At 69.2% G+C, this 18,898-nt stretch carries 11 protein-coding genes and 5 pseudogenes; 11 read left to right on the top strand and 5 right to left on the bottom strand.

The annotated features are described in order from the left end of the window. From ureC to BLW76_RS05470, 4 genes and pseudogenes are all read left to right on the top strand, one after another. Window positions 1–390: pseudogene (gene ureC, locus BLW76_RS05485) on the top strand (urease subunit alpha); the annotation flags it as partial. Continuing rightward, window positions 390–1,062 (top strand): annotated as a pseudogene (locus tag BLW76_RS05480) (urease accessory protein UreF). The pseudogenes ureC and BLW76_RS05480, both read left to right, overlap by 1 nt. After that, window positions 1,052–1,740: pseudogene (ureG, locus tag BLW76_RS05475) on the top strand (urease accessory protein UreG). Before BLW76_RS05480 ends, ureG begins: the two co-directional pseudogenes overlap by 11 nt. Next, the gene (locus BLW76_RS05470) at window positions 1,737–2,432 is read left to right on the top strand and encodes an urease accessory protein UreD (protein ID WP_091304708.1); all 696 of its coding nucleotides are present in this window, start codon (window positions 1,737–1,739) and stop codon (window positions 2,430–2,432) included. The pseudogene ureG and the gene BLW76_RS05470 overlap by 4 nt, the downstream one beginning before the upstream one ends. A gap of 42 nt (window positions 2,433–2,474) precedes the next feature. On the opposite strand, the gene BLW76_RS05465 is transcribed toward BLW76_RS05470, so the two are convergent. Further along, window positions 2,475–3,494, bottom strand: a complete 1,020-nt coding sequence (locus BLW76_RS05465) for a lipase family protein (protein ID WP_244170052.1) — start codon at window positions 3,492–3,494, stop codon at window positions 2,475–2,477. A gap of 169 nt (window positions 3,495–3,663) precedes the next feature. Here BLW76_RS05465 and BLW76_RS05460 point away from each other — a divergent pair. Next, window positions 3,664–4,372, top strand: a pseudogene (locus BLW76_RS05460) (TetR/AcrR family transcriptional regulator). Between the two features lie 46 nt (window positions 4,373–4,418). Here BLW76_RS05460 and BLW76_RS05455 read toward each other — a convergent pair. Further along, a complete protein-coding gene (locus tag BLW76_RS05455) occupies window positions 4,419–6,092 on the bottom strand; it encodes a purine-cytosine permease family protein (protein ID WP_091304707.1) in 1,674 nt (557 codons plus the stop codon). A 220-nt stretch (window positions 6,093–6,312) separates the two neighbouring features. Between BLW76_RS05455 and pdxH the strand changes: the two genes are divergently transcribed. Then, on the top strand, window positions 6,313–6,990 hold the full coding sequence (gene pdxH, locus BLW76_RS05450; protein ID WP_091304706.1) for a pyridoxamine 5'-phosphate oxidase: 678 nt from the start codon (window positions 6,313–6,315) through the stop codon (window positions 6,988–6,990). A 115-nt stretch (window positions 6,991–7,105) separates the two neighbouring features. Then, window positions 7,106–7,930 (top strand): annotated as a pseudogene (locus BLW76_RS05445) (HARBI1 family protein); the annotation flags it as partial. Between the two features lie 46 nt (window positions 7,931–7,976). Here the strand turns inward: BLW76_RS05445 and BLW76_RS05440 are convergent. Both BLW76_RS05440 and BLW76_RS05435 read right to left on the bottom strand, forming a co-directional pair. Then, the gene (locus BLW76_RS05440) at window positions 7,977–8,849 is read right to left on the bottom strand and encodes an IS3 family transposase (protein WP_143060522.1); all 873 of its coding nucleotides are present in this window, start codon (window positions 8,847–8,849) and stop codon (window positions 7,977–7,979) included. Window positions 8,850–8,857: 8 nt separating this feature from the next. Next, window positions 8,858–9,148 carry a transposase gene (locus tag BLW76_RS05435; RefSeq protein WP_167384425.1) on the bottom strand — a complete coding sequence of 97 codons (291 nt, stop codon included), beginning with the start codon at window positions 9,146–9,148 and terminating at the stop codon, window positions 8,858–8,860. Between the two features lie 231 nt (window positions 9,149–9,379). Here BLW76_RS05435 and BLW76_RS05430 point away from each other — a divergent pair, with 231 nt between their 5' ends. Next, window positions 9,380–10,273, top strand: coding sequence for an IS982 family transposase (locus BLW76_RS05430; protein ID WP_091304040.1), 894 nt, complete (start codon window positions 9,380–9,382; stop codon window positions 10,271–10,273). Window positions 10,274–10,293: 20 nt separating this feature from the next. Here the strand turns inward: BLW76_RS05430 and BLW76_RS05425 are convergent, their stop codons facing one another. Beyond that, window positions 10,294–11,556 (bottom strand): cytochrome P450, encoded by a 1,263-nt coding sequence (locus tag BLW76_RS05425; RefSeq protein WP_091304041.1) that lies wholly within the window; start codon window positions 11,554–11,556, stop codon window positions 10,294–10,296. A gap of 188 nt (window positions 11,557–11,744) precedes the next feature. Here BLW76_RS05425 and BLW76_RS05420 point away from each other — a divergent pair, with 188 nt between their 5' ends. The 3 genes from BLW76_RS05420 to rpoB all read left to right on the top strand — a co-directional run bounded on the left by BLW76_RS05420 (window position 11,745) and on the right by rpoB (window position 18,854). Next, window positions 11,745–12,200: a type II 3-dehydroquinate dehydratase gene (locus BLW76_RS05420; protein ID WP_091304042.1), complete on the top strand. Its 456-nt coding sequence runs from the start codon at window positions 11,745–11,747 to the stop codon at window positions 12,198–12,200. Window positions 12,201–12,976: 776 nt separating this feature from the next. Then, on the top strand, window positions 12,977–14,029 hold the full coding sequence (locus BLW76_RS05415) for a helix-turn-helix transcriptional regulator (RefSeq protein ID WP_244170006.1): 1,053 nt from the start codon (window positions 12,977–12,979) through the stop codon (window positions 14,027–14,029). Between the two features lie 1,321 nt (window positions 14,030–15,350). After that, window positions 15,351–18,854 (top strand): DNA-directed RNA polymerase subunit beta, encoded by a 3,504-nt coding sequence (rpoB, locus tag BLW76_RS05410; RefSeq protein WP_091304044.1) that lies wholly within the window; start codon window positions 15,351–15,353, stop codon window positions 18,852–18,854. The last annotated feature ends 44 nt before the right edge of the window (window positions 18,855–18,898 follow it).

Here is an 18,898-nt window from a genome sequence, read left to right as displayed (position 1 = left end):
GCCGAAGTTCTTCGGCGTCCGCCCGCACGTGGTGCTGAAGGGCGGCTTCCCGGCGTGGGCGCGATGGGCGACGCGAAACGCGTCCATCCCGACGCCGCAGCCGGTGCTCGCCGGCCGATGTTCGGCGCGTCGATCGGCGCGGCGCTGAGCCTGCACTTCGTCGCTCCGTCCGCTTTGGACAGTGGCCTGCGCGAGACGTTCGGCATCACCCGGCCGCTGGTCGCCGTGTCGAACATGCGCGCGCGGACCAAGGCCGACATGGTGCTCAACGACGCGACGCCGGACGTCCGCGTCGAGCCGGACAGCTTCGCCGTGCACGTCGACGGGGAGCTGATCGAACCGCAGCCGGTGACGGAACTGCCGATGGCACAAAGGTACTTCCTGTTCTGATGGACCTTTCGGCACTGATTCTCGCGGACTCCCGGTTTCCCGGCGGCGGTCACGTCCACAGTGGCGGGTTGGAGAGGGTCGTTTCCCGCCGCCTGGTCACGTCGGTGCGCGACCTGCCGGGATTCCTTTCCGGACGGTTGCGGACGGCGGGTTCCCTGGCGGCGGTGTTCGCGGCGGCTGCGGCGCACGCTGCGGTCAACCAGGGGAACTGGTCGCTTTTGGACAGTGAGCTGGATGCGCGCACCCCGTCGCTCGCGCAGCGCGAGGCTTCGCGCGCCCAAGGCCGCGGGACCGCGCGGGCCGGGCGGATCGCGTGGCCTTCGCCTGTCTTGGCGGGTCTGCTGGCCGAGACGCCGCGGCCACACCACCCGATCATCCTGGGTGCGCTGGTCGGTGTCGCGGGCGGGACGCCGTACGACGCCGCGATGGCGGCCGCCTACCTGTCGGTGAGCGGCCCGGCGAGTGCCGCGGTCCGGCTGCTGGGGCTGGACCCGTTTCGCCGTCAACGCCGTCGTTGCCCGTCTGGATCTTGCTTCCGTCTGTGCGGAAGCCGCTGCCGTGGCCGGTGACGACCCGGCGGCACTGCCGTCGCCGGGGTCGCCGGCGTTGGATCTGTTCGCCGAGGCGCACGCCCGGCACCACCAGGAAGAGGTGCGTCTCTTTGCCAGCTGAAGGCCACGGTCACGGGCACTTCCACGAGGTCAACTTCGACCCGACGGCGGCGGAACCCGACCACTACGACGCCGCACCCACCGCGGGCCGCGCTTACCGGATCGGCATCGGCGGCCCGGTCGGCTCGGGCAAGACGGCGCTGACCGCGGCGCTGTGCGCGCACTCGGCGACGAGATCCGGCTCGCCGTCGTCACGAACGACATCTACACGACCGAAGACGCGGACTTCCTGCGTCGCGCGGGGTGCTGGACCCGGAGCGGATCGAGGCGGTGCAGACGGGCGCGTGCCCGCACACGGCGATCCGCGACGACATCACCGCGAACCTCGACGCGGTCGAGCGGCTGGAGGAGAAGTTCCCCGGCCTCGACCTGGTGATCATCGAGAGCGGCGGCGACAACCTGACGGCGGTGTTCAGCCGCGGCCTGGCGGACAGCCAGATCTTCGTGGTCGACGTCGCGGGGCGGCGACAAGGTGCCGCGCAAGGGCGGCCCCGGCGTCACGACGGCGGACCTGCTGGTGATCAACAAGATCGACATCGCCCACCTGGTCGGCGCGGACATGGAAGTGATGACGTCGGACGCGCACCGGATGCGCGGCTCGTTGCCGGTGATCACACAGTCCCTTGTGGACACCCCGGACGCGCCGGCGGTGGCCGACTGGGTCCGTTCGCTGCTGTGAAGGCCCACGCCCGGCTGACCGCGTGCTTCGACGGTACGCGGACGGTGCTGCGGGAGCTGCGTTCGATGGCGCCGCTGACGTTGTTCCCGCGGCGACGTCCGGGTTCGACGGCCGTGGTGCACCTGGTCAACTCGGCGACGTCGCCGCTGGGCGGGGACGACCTGCTGTTGTCCGTCCACGTCGGACCGGGCGCCTCTCTCCGGCTGTCGGGGGTGGCGGCCACGTTGGCTCTGCCCGGCCTGCACGGTGAGTCGTCACTGTCCACTGTGGATGTGGTGGTGGAGGATGGCGGTTCGTTGGAGTATCTGCCCGAGCCGACGGTGATCACCGCGCGGGCCCGGCACCACGCGGTGTTCCGGGCCTTGCTGGCGCCTGATGCGTATCTGCACACGCGCGAGGTGCTGGTGCTGGGGCGGGCCGGGGAGAAGCCGGGCTCGCTGGTGACCACTTTGGACGTGGTCCGGGCCGGGACTCCGGTGCTCCGGCAGACGCTTTCGGTGGGGGACGCGGGCTTGGACGGGAGCTTGGCCGTGCTGGCGGGCCGCCGGGTGCTGGCCACGGACCTGGAGGTCGGCGGGCCGGAACGGCCGGCGGCGTCGGGTGAGTGGTGGTCCCGCAGCCCCCTCGCTGCGGGCGGCACCCTCACCACTTCCCTTGCCCCGGACGCGGTCACCGCGCTGCGGCCGTTCTGAGCAGCCCCCGTTTTCCACGCTACCGGGGGGCACCGACAGTTTTCAGAACTTGGTGCCCAGCCAGGTCATCGCCGCCGGGCCGCCGATCGACACGCCCCCGATGTGCTCCAGCAGCGGGAACTCCTGCCACGTCACCTTCGCGCCCAAGGACTTCCAGCGGTCGCGCAACGCCGTGCCGACGCTGAACGGGATCAGCTCGTCCAACGTCCCGTGGTACAGGTACACCGGCGGCTTCGGGGCCGTCGTGCCCAGGTAGTTCTCCGCGAGCCGCGCCTGCCAGTGGGGCTCGTGGATCGGGTCCGGCACCGTCACGAAGTCCTGCAGGTGCGCGAACGGTGCCGCCGCGCCCAGCTCCACCGTGCACGCCTTCGACACCCTGGCCACCGCCTCGCGGCCGCGGTCGTTGAGGATCGACGCGAACGGCACGTCCGGGTACGCCGCCGCGAAGCCCGTGGCCGCGCCCAGCACCAAGCCGAACGCCGCGCCGCCGTCGTTGGACGCGAACACCGCGTTCAGGTCGGCAGGGACACCGCCGGCCGCCACCCCGACCACGTTCAGCGAAGGCGCGTACGTCCCCTGCAGCTCGGCCGCCCACGCCGCGGCCTGCCCGCCCTGCGAATACCCGAACACGCCCACCGGGCCGGACGGGGACAGGCCCGCGCCGGCCACCCGGGAGGCGGCCCGTGCCGCGTCGAGCACCGCGCGGCCTTCGGACTGCCCGACCGCGTACGTGTGCGTGCCCGGCGTGCCGAGCCCTTCGTAGTCGGTGACCACGACGGCCCAGCCCTGCGACAACGCCTGCGCCAGCAGCGCGCTCTCGTTCTCGATGCCGTGGGCCAGCAGGTTCGACGGCGCGCACTGGTCGCCGAGGCCGTGCGTGCCCACCGCGTACGTGATCAGGGGCCGCGGGCCGCCGCGCAGCCACGGCGTCGGCGGCACCAGCAGCGTGCCGGAGACGGCGTTCGGCTCGCCGGTCGCCGAGGTCGAGCGGTACAGCAGGTGCCAGGCCTTGACGGGAGCCGGGAACGGGCCGACGAACACCGTCGTCGGCTTCTGTTCCAACAGGACACCCGGCTCCGCGTGCGCCGTGGGGCGGCTGTCACGAAAAGGAGCGCGACGGCGACCAGTAACCGACGAAGCATCGTTGCCTCCGGTTGTTTGGTAATCGAGGTTTTCACAATTTAGCCAGGCCGGTAGGATCCGGCAATCCCTCAGAAGGAGGAGACAACCGTTGGCTCGCACGTACGGCGGCGTCGCCCCGAACAACGCCGCGCCGACCGCCGTGAGCGGCTGCTCGCGGCCGGCCTCGAGCTGTTCACCTCGGCCGGCTTCCGGCAGACGAAGATCACCGAGGTGTGCGCCCGCGCCGGGGTGTCCACGCGGAACTTCTACGAGGAGTTCACCGGCAAGGAAGACGTCCTGCGCACGCTGCACGACCGGATCAACAGCCTCGCGCTGGAGCACGTCACCGCCGCGCTCGACAAGGTCGCCGAAGCCGACGCCGTCACCCGGATCGCCACGCTGCTCGACGTCTTCATCGACACGGTCACCGTCGACCCGCGCCTGCCGCGGCTCAACTACGTCGAAGCCGTCGGCGTCAGCGCGGAGCTGGAGGAGCAGCACCAGGTGTGGGTGGACCGCTGGGCGACCTTCATCGAGACGGAGGCGCGCCGCGCGGCCGAGCACGGCGCGGCGCCCGACCGCAACTACCGGCTGACGGCGATCGCCCTGGTCGGCGCGGCCACCGGCCTGCTGCGCGAGTGGCAGGCGCACGAGCCGCCGCTGCCGGTGGAGGACGTCGGCGCGGAGCTGCGCGCGTTGATGCTGGCGGCCATCATGCGGCCGGAAAAATCCCGGGACTCCCGGGCAACCCCGGGGCACCCTCGAACGTGAAGGAGTCGAGCCGGGAGGGGGAACCGGGGGGAGGCCGGCTCACGTGAGGGCCCTTTCCCGGCAGTCGGTGCCGGGAAAGGGCCCTCACGGACGTCACGGCGTCCGGACCGTGGGCAGGCCGAGCGCGACCGGGCCGGTCGTCTGGCACACGTCGTGGCAGGTGTTGTCGAGCGTGCAGCACAGCGAGCAGATCGGGCCGTCCTGCTTCGCGCAGTCGGCGACGTCCGGCAGCTCGTACGGGTCGCCGCAGACCGAGCAGGTGTGCGTCGCGCGCAGGTCGACGTCGGAGTCCGGGCCGGCGACGGTGTTCTCCCGCGCCAGGTAGTACTTCCCCTTCGTCGCCACGGCCAGCACCGGCACCAGGACGACGGCGATGACCAGCGCGAGCAGCGGGCTGAACGCGGCCAGGAACTGCCCGAACGCGCCGAAGTACGCCACGATCGACACCGCCGACGCGACCACCATCGAGCCGAACCCGACCGGGTTGATCTTGTGCAGGTAGGCCCGCTTGAACTCGATGTAGCGCGGCGAGAGGCCCAGCGGCTTGGCGATCACCAGGTCGGCGCAGACGGCGCCGATCCACGCGATGGCGACGTTCGAGTAGAAGCCGAGGATCTTGTTGAGGAACCCGAACGCGCCGAACTCCATCAGCGCGAGCGCGATCCCGCAGTTGACCAGCACGTACCAGACCCGGCCGGGGTGCTTGTGCAGCACGCGGGAGAAGAAGTTCGCGAACGACAGCGAGCCGGAGTAGGCGTTCGTCGTGTTGATCTTGATCTGCGAGACGACGACGAACAGCGCGGCGAACGTCAGCGCCACCGGCCCGAGCGCCGGCTTCACCGCTTCGAGGTACGGCGCGATCGGCTCCAGCGCGTGCGTCTTCCCGACGACGCCGAGCGCGAGGAAGGCCAGCAGCGCGCCGCCGATCTGCTTCGCGGCGCCGAGGAGCACCCAGCCGGGCCCGGCGGCGAGCACGGCGGCCCACCACGACCGCTTGTTCTCCGCCGTCTTTTCGGGCATGAACCGCAGGTAGTCGGCCTGTTCGCCGATCTGCCCGATCAGCGACAGCGCGACACCCATGCCGAAGCCGAACCCGATCGCCGAGAACCCGGCGCCGGCCCCCTCGGTACCCCCGAACTGGGTGAACTCGGCGAACTTGCCGGGCTCCCGGACCAGCACGACGACGAACGGCAGCACCAGGCCGGCGATCCACAGCGGCTGCGTCCAGGTCTGCATCTTCGCGACCGCGCCCATGCCGTAGAGCGCGAAGGGCAGCACGATGAGCGTGGCGAGCAGGTAGCCGATGGGCAGCGGGATGCCGAGGGCGAGCTCGAAGGCCTGGCCCATGATCGAGCCCTCGAGCGAGAAGAAGATGACGGTGAAGCTCGCGTACACGAGCGAGGTCAGCGTCGAACCGAAGTAGCCGAAGCCGGCTCCGCGGGTCAGCAGGTCCATGTCCACTCCGGACTTCGCGCAGGCGGCCGCGATGGGCACGCCGGTCACGAAGATGACGACGGCCGCGGCGAGGATCGCCAGCACGCCGGAGGTGAAGCCGTAGGAGAGGACGATGCTGGCGCCGATGGCGAAGTCGGCGAGGTAGGCGATGCCGCCCAGCGCCGTCGTCGCGACCACGAACGGGGACCATTTCCGGAACGAATGAGCGGCGAAGCGCAGCGAGTAGTCCTCGCGGTTTTCGTTCGCCGCGAGCGGCGCGTACCGGCGTTTCGGCGGGGCGCTCTTTTCGGCGCTGGACAGGGTCTCGGTCATGCCTGCCTCCGGGGGTGGTGGGGAACGGGCCGAAGGTAGGTGCGTCCTGTATCGATCCTGGTCCAGGAGGTAACGCGCCGGTTACGGCTTGTTGTCCAGCGGTTACGTCGTGGTGGTGGCGGGTGTCACCGTTAGGTGGGTTCCGCTGCCGGTCCCGAGGCCCTAACGTGCCCTAAAGCCGAAGTCGACTGATGCCCCGACCGGGCGTGGAGGTTTGGCGATGATGCCGGAGATCGAGGACCAGGTGGAAGACGCCGTAGTACGCCTTCCCGGAATGCGCGTGGCCTACGACGGCGCGGCGTTCGACGAAACCGCGCTCGCCGCCACCTGGACCGATCAGCTGCAGGGCTGGCTGAACCAGGCGGTCGCGGCGGGCATCGCGGAGCCGAACGCCATGGTGCTGGCGACGGCGGACGCCGAAGGCCGCCCGTCGTCCCGCACGGTCCTGTGCAAGGGCCTCGACGACCGCGGCGTCGTGTTCTACACGAACTACACGTCATCGAAGAGCCACGACCTGACGGCGACCCGGTACGCGTCGGTGACGTTCCCCTGGTACGCGCTGCACCGCCAGGTCCACGTCCGCGGCGAGGTCGAGAAGGTCGGCGTCAAGGAGACGGCGGAGTACTGGGCCCAGCGTCCGCGCGGTTCGCAGCTGGGCGCCTGGGCGTCACCGCAGTCCCGCGTGGTCGACGGCCGCCGCGCGCTGGACAACGCGCTGCACGGGATCGAGCGGCGCTTCGCGGACGTGGAGCACATCCCGGCACCGCCACACTGGGGCGGCTGGCGGATCCGGCCGGACCTGGTCGAGTTCTGGCAGGGGCGGGAAGACCGGATGCACGACCGGCTGCGGTACGTGCGCAACGACGACGGGTGGCACATCGAGCGCGTCGCCCCCTGAGCCCCGAGCGCCCCAATGAGGTTTTCTCAGTAGCGGTGTGGTGTGTGGATGAGGCGTGGGGCCCCTGGTAGGACTGGATTTGCGAAGATCAAGTCCGAGGTTCCAGAGGCCCCACGTGATCAATTATGGTGCCACCCTCGATGTGGCGCGTGAACTGGTCTGGTTCGTTGCCCGTGTCCTGCACACCGAGCGTCGGCGGCGTGGCACCCGCCGGGGCCGGCGCGCGTTGACCCCGTACTGGCAGGCGGTGCTGGTGCTGCGCTGGTTCCGCGACGCCACCCCCCTGCACCGGCTGGCGGCCGACCATCGCATCAGCATCGCCACCGCCTACCGCTACCTGCACGAAGCGATCACCGCCCTCGCCGCCCAGGCCCCGGACCTGCATCAGGTCCTGCGCGAGCGCCACACCCGAGGTGACACACACGTGATCCTGGACGGCACCCTGATCCCGTGTGACCGGGTCGCGGCCACCACGATCAAAACCAAAGGTAAGAACCGTGGCCGGATCGTGCACCTGTGGTACTCGGGCAAGCACCGCGCCTTCGGCGGGAACATCCAGTTCCTGGCCAGCCCCGACGGGTTCCCGCTGTGGGTCTCGGCGGTGCTGCCCGGCTCCCGCAACGACCTCTCCGCCGCCCGCGACCACGGAATCGTCGGCGCGTTGACCGCCGCCGCCGGCCAGGGCCTGAGAACTCTGGCCGACAAGGCCTACCACGCCGCCGGGATCGGCATCCTCACCCCGTTCAAGAAAACCGCAGGTCAACCACCCCTCAACGCCCGGCAACGGGTCCACAACCTGCTGCACGCCCGGGCCCGCGCCCTGGGTGAACGCGCCATGGCACTCCTCAAAACCCGCTGGTCAGCACTCCAACGAATCACCCTCTGCCCCCACCGCATCGGCCACATCGTCCAAGCAGCCCTCGTCCTCACCCACCACGAACACCACGTGAGCTTCCCCCCGTTCGCCGGACACGGCGGGTGTGGGGTCAGGGTGCCGCGTGTGGTGGCTGGTTGAGGGCCTCAAACGTGGCGGGGCTGTGCATCCCGATCTTGGAATGTCTCCGCTTCGGGTTGTACCAGCACTCTATCCATTCGAATATCGCATTGGCAAGTTCGTCTCGGTTTTTCCACGTTCTCGAGTCGAGAAGTTCAAGCTGAAGAGTGCCCCAGAACGATTCCATCATGGCATTGTCGTAACAGTCGCCGACTGTGCCCATGGACGCGAGCAGTCCGGCATTGCGGAGACGTTGCCCGAATGCCCACGAGGTATATTGCGAGCCGTGGTCGGAATGTAGAATGGTGGTGTCGTTTTCCGGCTGGCGGCGCAGGATGGCCATACCGAGGGCGTCGGTGACCAGTTCGGTGCGCATATGGCCGGCGATGGACCAGCCGATGATGAGCCGGGAATAGGCGTCCATGACCGCGGCGCAGTAGACCCGGCCCTCCTCGGTGGGGTGTTCGGTGATGTCGGTGATCCACAACCGGTCCGGGGCGTCGACGGTGAACTGGCGGTTGACCAGGTCGGCGCTGGGTTGCCCGGCCGGGTCACGGACTGTGGTGTGGTGCCGGCGGCGCCGGTAGAGGCCCTGGATCCCGGCCTCGCGCATGAGCCGCTCGACCCGTTTGAGGTTGACCGGCATCCCCAGACCGAGCATGAGTTCGGCGTGCACGCGCGGTGAGCCGTAGGTGCCGCGGGAATCGGCGTGGATCTGTTCGATGTGTTTCAGCAGTACCGTGTTCTCCGCCTCTCGGGTCGAGGGCGGCCGGTCGCGCCATTCGTAGTATCCGGAGCGGGACACGTTCAATACCCGGCAGGCCACCGTGACGTCGATACCGTCCGCGGCGAGTTCACAGACCAGCGGGAAGGTTACTTTGGGAGGATGTTCTCCCGCGCGAAGTACGCCGCCGCGCGTTTCAGGATCTCATTCTCCATCTCAAGCTGCCGGTTCTTCCGGCGCAGCTCGGCAAGCTCCTTCTTCTCCGCACTGGTCAGCTTTGTGGTTGAGCCGTTCTCGTCGGCGTCGGCCTGGGCCATCCAGTTGCGCAGGCAGGACTCGCTGATCCCCAGGTCCTTGGCCAGCGCGGCGACCGGTTTGTCGCCGAGGCGGGCCAGCTCGACGGCGCGCTGACGGAACTCAGGCGGGTGTGGTGCAGGCATCGGAACATCCTCCCTGGTGACCATCGGTCATCTCAGGTCAGGTGTCCGGACAACCGGGGGAAGCTCAACGGCCGCTACTGAGAAAACCTCATTGGGGCGCTTGGCGTCCGCAGCGCGTGAAGGCCCGGACCGCCGGCTGCGGTCCGGGCCCTGGCCCTCTGTGTCCTAGACGAGTAATGCGTAAGTTTGGGTGGTGGCTGGAGATGGGCGAAGGGTGTTCAAGATCGGTTTGTGACGACAGACCTGAACACCCTTCTCACCGCACTCTACGTCAAGATCGACGACCACCTCGCCGGCAGGCGGCGGGTGGGCAGGCCGCCGAAGCTGACCGACGCGGAGCTGGTGACCTTGGCCGTGGCCCAGGCGTTGCTGGGGTTCACCTCCGAGGCCCGCTGGCTGCGGTTCCTGCCCGCCCGGATGCCCGGCGCGTTCCGCTATCTGCCTGGCCAGTCCGGCTACAACCGTCGGCTGCGTGCCGCGTTGCCGCTGGTCAAGCAGGTCATGCGCTGGCTGGCGGCGGACACCGACCTGTGGACCGACACCACCTGGATCGTGGACTCCACCCCGGTCGAATGCGGTCGCTCCCGACCCACGGTCCAGCGTTCGGAGCTGGCCGGCTGGGCAAAGTATGGCTTCTGCCGCTCACACTCGCGCTGGTTCTGGGGACTGCGGCTGCATCTGGTCTGCACCCCGGCCGGACTCCCGGTCGCCTGGGCGCTGGCCGACCCGAAGGTCGACGAGCGGCAGGTGCTCATGGCCATCTGCGACCACGAACCCCACCTGCTCACCGAACGTCCGGGGCTGCTGATCATCGCCGACAAGGGCTACGTCTCCGCGGAACTGGACCGCTTCCTGGCCGAGCGCGGGGTCCGGCTGATCCGGCCGTCCTACCGCAACCGCAAGCCGCATCCCGGTGAGCCGCTGCTCAAGTCCATCCGCCAGCTCATCGAGTCGGTCAACGACACCCTCAAGGGCCAGCTGAACCTGGAACAGCACGGTGGACGCACCATCGAAGGCGTCGGCGTCCGCGTCGCCCAACGCCTCCTGGCCCTCACCGCCGCCATCTGGCACAACCGCGCCACCGGCCAACCCATCACCCGATCACTGACCGCCTACGACCACTGACCGAGTTACGCATTACTCGTCTAGGGGGCGTCCCAGGCGATCGGCAGGGAGTGCACCCCGTACGTCAGCATGTCGTTGCGCAGCGGGACCTCCTCCGGCGGCACGGCCAGCCGGAGGTTCGGCAGGCGGCGCAGCAGTTCCGCGTACCCCGCCTGCATCTCCATCCGGGCCAGCTGCTGGCCGAGGCACTGGTGGACGCCGTGGCCGAAGGCCAGGTGCGGGCCGCGGGGTCGGGTCAAGTCCAGGTCCGGGTCCGGCCACTGCCGCTGGTCGCGGTTGGTGGCCACCACCGACACGACCACCGTCGAGCCGGCCGGGATGTGCTCGCCGGCGAACTCCAGGTCCTCCTTGGCGAACCGGAAGATCCCCGGGTTCACCACGGACAGGTAGCGCAGCAGCTCCTCGACGGCGTCGGCGATGCGGTCCGGGTCGTCCCGCAGCGTGGCGAGCTGTGCCGGGCGCTGCAGCAGCACGAAGATGCCGAGCCCCAGCATGCTCGCGGTCGTGTCGTAGCCGGCGATGAGCAGCAGGTTCGCGATGTTGATCAGCTCGTCGTCGGTGAGCGCGGGGTCGGCGCCGGCGTGGTGGATCAGGCCGGAGAGGAGGTCACCCGCCGGGTTCCGGCGCTTGTCCTCGACCAGCTCCTGCATGAACGCGCGCAGGGCGTCGGCGTTCTTCACCGCCTCCGCGACCGGCTGGTTCATCTGCAGCAGTGCGGCCGCACGCTGCTGGAACTCCGCCCGGGCCTCGTACCGCACGCCGAGCAGCTCGCAGATCATCAGCGAGGGCGCGGGGAACGCGAACTCCGTCATCAGGTCGGCGGTGGTGCCGCCGGCCAGCATGGCGTCCACCCGGCCGGCGACGATTTCGTCGATCCGGGCGCCGAGCTCGCGGATCCGGCGCACGGTGAACTGCCCGGTGAGCAGTTTCCGGTACCGGGTGTGCTCCGGCGGGTCCATGTTGATGAACGACCCGGCGCGCGCCTTGTCGTCGCGCAGGCGTTCACGGAATTCGGGCGACAGCTCCTTGAACCGCGGGTGGTACTGGAACCGGTCGGAAGAGAACCGCGGGTCCGAAAGCACCGCGCGCGCTTCTTCGTATCCGGAAACCAGCCAGAACGGGTCGCCCGCGGCGAGGGTCGCCTTGGCGACCGGTCCCCGCTCGGCCACGGCCACCAATGCGGGTGGGACGTGGAACGGATCTTCGCGCCGGACGAATTCCGGTGGCAGCGGTGAGCGCAGCGATTCGTTGCTCGGCGCGTTTTCGGTCACGTTGGTCGTCACTGCGACGGAACTCCATTCCCGGTTCGCCGGATAAGCCTCGGTGCGGAGCCTAGGTTCCGGATGGCCGGCCGGGCATCCCCTGGTCTGATAGGTCACCGGGCGCAACTATCAACGTGGGTGTGGTGCCGCGTCGGGCGGCGTCGACAGCATGGGGTGGTCCGGCCCCCCTGAAGAGCGAGGTGTGTCCCGTGCCCGACGTCCTGCTGCTGAACGGTCCCAACCTGGGTGTGCTGGGCCGGCGCGAGCCGGAGATCTACGGCACCGACACGCTGGCCGACATCGAAAAGGCGGTCGCCGAGGAGGTGCGTCCCCGCGGCTGGGACGTCGTGTCGGTGCAGCGTGACGGCGAAGGCGAGCTGGTCGGCGCGATCCACGCGCACCGCGACACGACGGTCGGCGCCATCGTCAACCCCGGCGCGCTGATGATCGCCGGCTGGAGCCTGCGCGACGCGCTGGCGAGCTACGAGCCGCCGTGGGTGGAGGTCCACCTCAGCAACGTCTGGGCGCGCGAGCAGTTCCGCCACGAGTCGGTCATCGCTCCGCTGGCGAGTGGCGTGGTGGTCGGCCTCGGCGCGTTCGGCTACCGCCTCGCCGCGCGCGCCCTGCTGCACTTGTCCGCCGAATCGCCGAATGCGCTGGGCTGATCGCGCCATCGGCGCCGGTACCCCGGGTTCGGGGCATTCCGCGTAATGTCCCCGCGGACCTGGTAATTCGTTAGTGGTTCAGTCCACGGTTACCGTGAACATCCGTACGACCGTATGGTTTGTTGACTACTAACCGTTTGCGCGCTAGGCCAGCTGGCTGACGTGGCCGTCGTACTATCAGCAAATGTCCTTGTCAGGCAAGGAAAGTTCCCGCACAACCGCAATTCAGGAGATTGTGATCGGAGTCACACCGGCGGTGACGAGGCGTCAGTGCGGAGCTACTGTAGGCGCAGCAAGGTGTGAATCTTTAACATGTCAACCTGGGGAGGTTGGTGGGTGGCGCGCTCCTTTCGCGCCTTCTGGGGCGTCGCCACGCGTTGACAAACAAACTGCGTTCCGCGTGAACACCGACTTAACGCGGGGCGTATTACCTTCGAAGAACGGCCCCTGCGGGGACATTAGCCGTTCCTGCTCGGTGTCGTTGAATCCGCTGGAGCGCGGCGAGCCGCTGATCGTTTCCGCTTCGTCTATGCCTGGGGGATAGCCGATCGATGTTGGACGTACCAAACCTACAAATGCCACAGAATCCGTTCGCGGGGTTCGGTGATGATTTGATGCAGCGGTCGTGCGATACCGCTGGCTTCCTTCGCCGCTCCGCATCGTCGTGGTTCAACGGGCGGCTCGACGCGGGCTTGCACTGCGCCAAGGCGGCTGCCGCCGGCAATCGCCGGGAATCCGACGAACTTTCCCAGCTCGCCCAGTTCTGGTATGTCGGGTTGCTGATCAAGGCCCGGGACCTGGAAGCGGGCCGCCGGGTGCTGGACGCGGTGGACGCGGATCGGGGCGGGGCAGCCTCCGACCGGATGACCGCCGTGAAGCACAACGTCCGGGGCAGCCTGCTGTTCGCCATGGGCAGCGTCGACGACGCGATGGAAGAGATCAGCACCGGGCTGCGGATCGCCGAGAGCTGCGGCGACCGGTCGCTGCGGCCGCCCAGTTACGTGGTGCTGGCGCTCGGTGCGCTGCGCCGGGCGGACATGCGGGCGTGCCGCCACTTCGTCGACAAGCTGTCGGACGAGGCGCTGCTCGGGTACTTCGGGCAGGCGCCGGGGGCCTGGGTGGCCGCGCAGGCGGTCGAGGCCCGCAGCGGGGTGGAGAGCGCGGCGAGCCTCATCGCCGGCATCGTCACCAACCCGGTGGTGCTCCGGCAGCTGCTGGTGTCGGAACCGGCGGCGGCGTCCTGGCTGGTGCGCGCCTGCGTCAAGCTGGGCGCGCTCGACCTGGCGAAGGCCTCGGTCGAGGAGGCCGCGGCCCTGGCGGCCGAGCAGCCGGAGTTCAGCGTGATCCGCGGCTCGGCCCTGCACGCGGCAGGCCTCCTGGAGCAGGACCCGGCCAAGCTGCGCGAAGCGGCCGACATCCACCCCGACCGGTGGTGCACGGCGTCGGCGCGCGAGGACCTGGCGAGCCTGCTGGCCGTCCGGTGTTCCGAGCGCGACCGGACGATCCGCATCCTCGAGGCGGTCCTGGACACGTACACGGCGGTGAGCGCCACCCGCGACTCGGCCCGGGTGGTGAACAAGCTCCGCGAGTACGGCATCCGCCGCGGCACGACCCGGACGGTGGAGTGCGAAGGCCTCGTGCCCCACGGGTTGACGAACACGGAGTTCGCGGTCGCCGAGCTGGTCAGCCAGGGCCACACCAACAACGAGGTCGGCAGGCAGCTGTTCATTTCGAGACACACGGTGGCGTTCCACCTGAAGAAGGTGTTCCAGAAGATGAACATCACGTCGAGGGTCGAGCTGGCGGCGGCCTGGAAGGTGTTTTCGTAGCGTCTTGGCAGGAGCTGGTCGGCCGCAGTGGAGGGCGGCGCGACCGGACGAACCCACCACACCCTGCGGCCCCAGAGTCGTGGCGGCAGGGCGTGCGCGAGCGCCGCGGTGGAGGGCGGACGCGGGATCCGCCCTCCACCGGCGGCGCCCAAGGTGGGTGGGCCGCCTTATTACATGGACGCGCGTGGACGGACGCGGGTGCGACGGCTCGTTGGCCGGGCGACCGCCTCGGTGGCGCGACCTGCCTCGGGGCGCCGGCTGCGCCGCGGGTTCGGTCGTGTCGGCCCGCCCCGGCCGCGCCTACCCCTGCCCGCGGGCTGTTTGCCGTGCGTGCTCGCTCTGGCTGCCCAGCCGCGCCCACCGGGCCCCCGGCGCGGGGCTGTTTGCCGTGCGTGCTCGCTTTGGCTGTCCAACTGCGCCCACCGGGCCCCCGGCGCGGGGCTGTTTGCCGTGCGTGCTCGCTTTGGCTGTCCAGCTGCGCCCACCGGGCCCCCGGCGCGGGGCTGTTTGCCGTGCGTGCTCGCTTTGGCTGTCCAGCTGCGCCCACCGGGCCCCCGGCGCGGGGCTATTGCCGAGCGCGCCCGCTCTGGCCGCCCCAGCCGCGCCCACCCGTGGCCGCGCCGACCGCACCCCCCGGGGCCCGCACCCACCCCCGGGCCCCGCACCCACCCCGGGCCCCGCGGTCACCCACCGACCGTGCCCACCGCGTCCAGAAGCGCCCCAGCCGCCCCATCGGCCCCACCACCCTCGCCCGCGCCACCACCCGTCGCGCCCCCACCCCACCCCGGCAAGCGCTCTCCCGACCCCCTACGCCCCGAGCGAACCCCGAAAAATCCCGCCCCGACACACCGGCCTCAACTCCGCCCCGGTGGCCTTCGCCATACCCCCACCCCGCCCCGGAAACCCCAGGTAGAGCCCCCCAAGGTGGCATTACCGGCCGGTAGCTGGAATGATATTCGGCCGCTCACGCTCCGCTGACCCTCTTCCACGCTGCGCCAACCGGCGGGACCCCGTGTGGCATCTTGACTGGAAGCGCCGGTGGGGTCACGCTTACTCCCGACGGCGAAACCGGGGCCCTTGCGGGAGGGACCTCCGGGTCGCCCGGAGGCATACCTGAAGACGTTGCGAAGCAGGCTGGGCCCCATCGGGAGCGCCCCCTGGACAAGCCGCGACGTTCGGGCTAGACTGCCTCTTTGCGCTGCCCTCTTTCAGGCTGCCCGGAGCCGGTAGTTAGGATAGTGGGCACACGGCACCCTTGACAGTCGCTGATAGCTGTTGCTATGGCGGCCGTCACCGCTCATTGTCCCCGGAAGGACGCATCTTGGCAGTCTCTCCCGCGAACCAGGCCACTGCTGCGACCAACTCGGCTGAATCTCGCTCGGAGGCCACGGGAATCCCCGGCGCGCCCAAGCGGGTTTCCTTCGCAAAGATTCGCGAACCCCTGAACACCCCCAACCTGCTCGACGTCCAGATCCAGTCGTTCCAGTGGTTCACCGGGGACGAAGCGTGGTTCCAGCGCCGTGTCGAGGAGGGTGAGGAGAACCCGGTCGGCGGCCTCGAAGAGGTCCTCAACGAGATCTCGCCGATCGAAGACTTCTCCGGTTCGATGTCCCTGTCCTTCTCCGCCCCGCGCTTCGACGAGGTCAAGGCCTCGATCGAAGAGTGCAAGGACAAGGACATGACGTACGCCGCCCCGCTGTTCGTCACGGCGGAGTTCGTCAACAACAACACGGGTGAGATCAAGAGCCAGACGGTCTTCCTCGGCGACTTCCCGGTGATGACCGACAAGGGCACCTTCGTCATCAACGGCACCGAGCGTGTCGTGGTGTCCCAGCTGGTCCGCTCCCCGGGCGTCTACTACTCCAAGGACATCGACAAGACCTCCGACAAGGACGTCTTCAGCGTCCGGGTCATCCCGAGCCGGGGTGCCTGGCTGGAGTTCGACGTCGACAAGCGCGACACCGTCGGCGTCCGCATCGACCGCAAGCGCCGCCAGCCCGTCACCGTGCTGCTGAAGGCGCTCGGCTGGACCACCGAGGCGATCCGCGAGCGCTTCTCCTTCTCGGAGACGCTGCTGGCCACCCTCGAGAAGGACCACACCGCCGGCACCGACGAGGCGCTGCTCGACATCTACCGCAAGCTCCGCCCGGGCGAACCGCCCACGAAGGAGAGCGCGCAGACCCTGCTGGAGAACCTGTTCTTCAAGGCGAAGCGCTACGACCTGGCCAAGGTCGGCCGGTACAAGGTCAACAAGAAGCTGGGCCTGTCGACGCCGATCGACAACGGGACGCTGACCGAAGAGGACATCGTCACGATCATCGAGTACCTGGTCCGGCTGCACGCCGGCGAGGACAAGATGGACGCGGCGAACGGCACCGAGATCCCGGTCGAGACCGACGACATCGACCACTTCGGCAACCGCCGCATCCGCACCGTCGGCGAGCTGATCCAGAACCAGATCCGGGTCGGCCTGTCGCGCACCGAGCGCGTCGTCCGCGAGCGCATGACCACGCAGGACGTCGAGGCGATCACCCCGCAGACCCTGATCAACATCCGCCCGATCGGCGCGGCGATCAAGGAGTTCTTCGGCACCTCGCAGCTGTCGCAGTTCATGCAGCAGACGAACCCGATCGACGGCCTGACCCACAAGCGCCGCCTCAACGCGCTGGGCCCGGGTGGTCTGTCGCGTGAGCGCGCCGGCATGGAGGTCCGCGACGTCCACCCGTCGCACTACGGCCGGATGTGCCCGATCGAGACGCCGGAAGGCCCGAACATCGGCCTGATCGGCTCGCTCTGCTCCTACGCGCGGGTCAACCCGTTCGGCTTCATCGAGACGCCGTACCGCAAGGTCGTCGAGGGCCGGGTCACCGACCAGATCGACTACCTGACGGCCGACGAGGAAGACCGCTACGTCAAGGCCCAGGCCAACGCGCCGATCGACGACGACGGCAACTTCGTCGAAGACCGGGTCATGGCCCGCCGCAAGGGTGGCGAGGTCGAGCTGATCGACCCGCTCGACATCGACTACATGGACGTGTCGCCGCGGCAGATGGTCTCGATCGCGACGGCGATGATCCCGTTCCTCGAGCACGACGACGCGAACCGCGCGCTGATGGGCGCGAACATGCAGCGTCAGGCCGTGCCGCTGCTCCGCAGCCAGGCGCCGTACGTCGGCACCGGCGTGGAGCTGCGCGCCGCGATCGACTCCGGCGACATGCTGGTCGCCGAGCAGTCGGGCGTGGTCGAGGAGCTGTCGGCCGACCTCATCACGGTCATGCACGACGACGGCACGCGGAAGGCCTACAGCCTCTACAAGTTCCGCCGCTCGAACCACGGCACCTGCTTCAACCACCGCCCGATCGTCAACGAGGGCGACCGGGTCGAAGCCGGTCAGGTCATCGCCGACGGCCCGTCCACCGAAAACGGTGAGGTCGCCCTCGGCAAGAACCTGCTGGTCGCGGTCATGCCGTGGGAGGGCCACAACTACGAGGACGCGATCATCCTCTCCGAGCGCCTGGTGCAGGACGACGTGCTGACGTCGATCCACATCGAGGAGCACGAGATCGACGCCCGCGACACCAAGCTGGGCGCCGAGGAGATCACCCGGGACATCCCGAACGTCTCCGAGGAGGTCCTGGCCGACCTCGACGAGCGCGGCATCATCCGCATCGGTGCCGAGGTCCGCGACGGCGACATCCTGGTCGGCAAGGTCACGCCGAAGGGCGAGACCGAGCTGACCCCGGAGGAGCGCCTGCTCCGCGCGATCTTCGGCGAGAAGGCCCGCGAAGTCCGCGACACCTCGCTGAAGGTGCCGCACGGCGAGACCGGCAAGGTCATCGGCATCCGGGTGTTCTCCCGCGAGGACGACGACGAGCTGCCCCCGGGCGTCAACGAGCTGGTCCGCGTCTACGTGGCCCAGAAGCGCAAGATCCAGCCGGGCGACAAGCTCGCCGGCCGGCACGGCAACAAGGGTGTCATCGGCAAGATCCTGCCGGTCGAGGACATGCCGTTCATGGAGGACGGCACCCCGGTCGACATCATCCTGAACACCCACGGTGTGCCGCGTCGTATGAACATCGGCCAGATCCTCGAGCTGCACCTGGGCTGGCTGGCGTCGCAGGGCTGGACGATCGAGGGCGACCCGGACTGGGCGAAGAACCTGTCGCCCGAGCTCCGCGACGTCGAGCCCGGCACGAACACCGCCACCCCGGTGTTCGACGGTGCGAAGGAAGAGGAGCTCACCGGGCTGCTCGCCAGCACGAAGCCGAACCGCGACGGCGAGCGGATGGTGAAGGAGAACGGGAAGGCCAACCTGTTCGACGGCCGCTCCGGCGAGCCGTACCCGTACCCGGTGTCCGTCGGCTACATGTACATCCTGAAGCTGCACCACCTGGTCGACGACAAGATCCACGCCCGCTCCACCGGTCCGTACTCGATGATCACGCAGCAGCCGCTGGGTGGTAAGGCGCAGTTCGGTGGCCAGCGCTTCGGTGAGATGGAGTGCTGGGCGATGCAGGCGTACGGCGCCGCCTACACGCTGCAGGAGCTGCTGACGATCAAGTCGGACGACGTGGTCGGCCGCGTCAAGGTGTACGAGGCCATCGTCAAGGGGGAGAACATCCCCGAGCCGGGCATCCCGGAGTCGTTCAAGGTGCTCCTCAAGGAGCTCCAGTCGCTGTGCCTCAACGTCGAGGTGCTCTCCAGCGACGGTGCGGCGATCGAGATGCGCGACTCCGACGACGAGGACCTCGAGCGCGCCGCGGCGAACCTCGGCATCAACCTGTCCCGCAACGAGTCGCCCTCGGTGGACGACGTCGTGCACTGACCGGAGCTGAGGCGGGACCTGCCTCCCGTGGGTCCCGCCTCGCC

This window comes from Amycolatopsis tolypomycina, from assembly GCF_900105945.1.
In the GTDB taxonomy this organism is placed as follows: domain Bacteria; phylum Actinomycetota; class Actinomycetes; order Mycobacteriales; family Pseudonocardiaceae; genus Amycolatopsis; species Amycolatopsis tolypomycina.
The sequence above is the reverse complement of the archived record's forward strand: the minus strand, read 5'-3'. Positions and strand labels throughout refer to the sequence as shown.

Bases quoted from the DNA above. Each gene is read 5' to 3' on its own strand.
- BLW76_RS05455 (WP_091304707.1), bottom strand. From the start codon at position 6,092: ATGACCGAGACCCTGTCCAGCGCCGAAAAGAGCGCCCCGCCGAAACGC.
- pdxH (WP_091304706.1), top strand. From the start codon at position 6,313: ATGATGCCGGAGATCGAGGACCAGGTGGAAGACGCCGTAGTACGCCTT.
- BLW76_RS05435 (WP_167384425.1), bottom strand. From the start codon at position 9,148: ATGCCTGCACCACACCCGCCTGAGTTCCGTCAGCGCGCCGTCGAGCTG.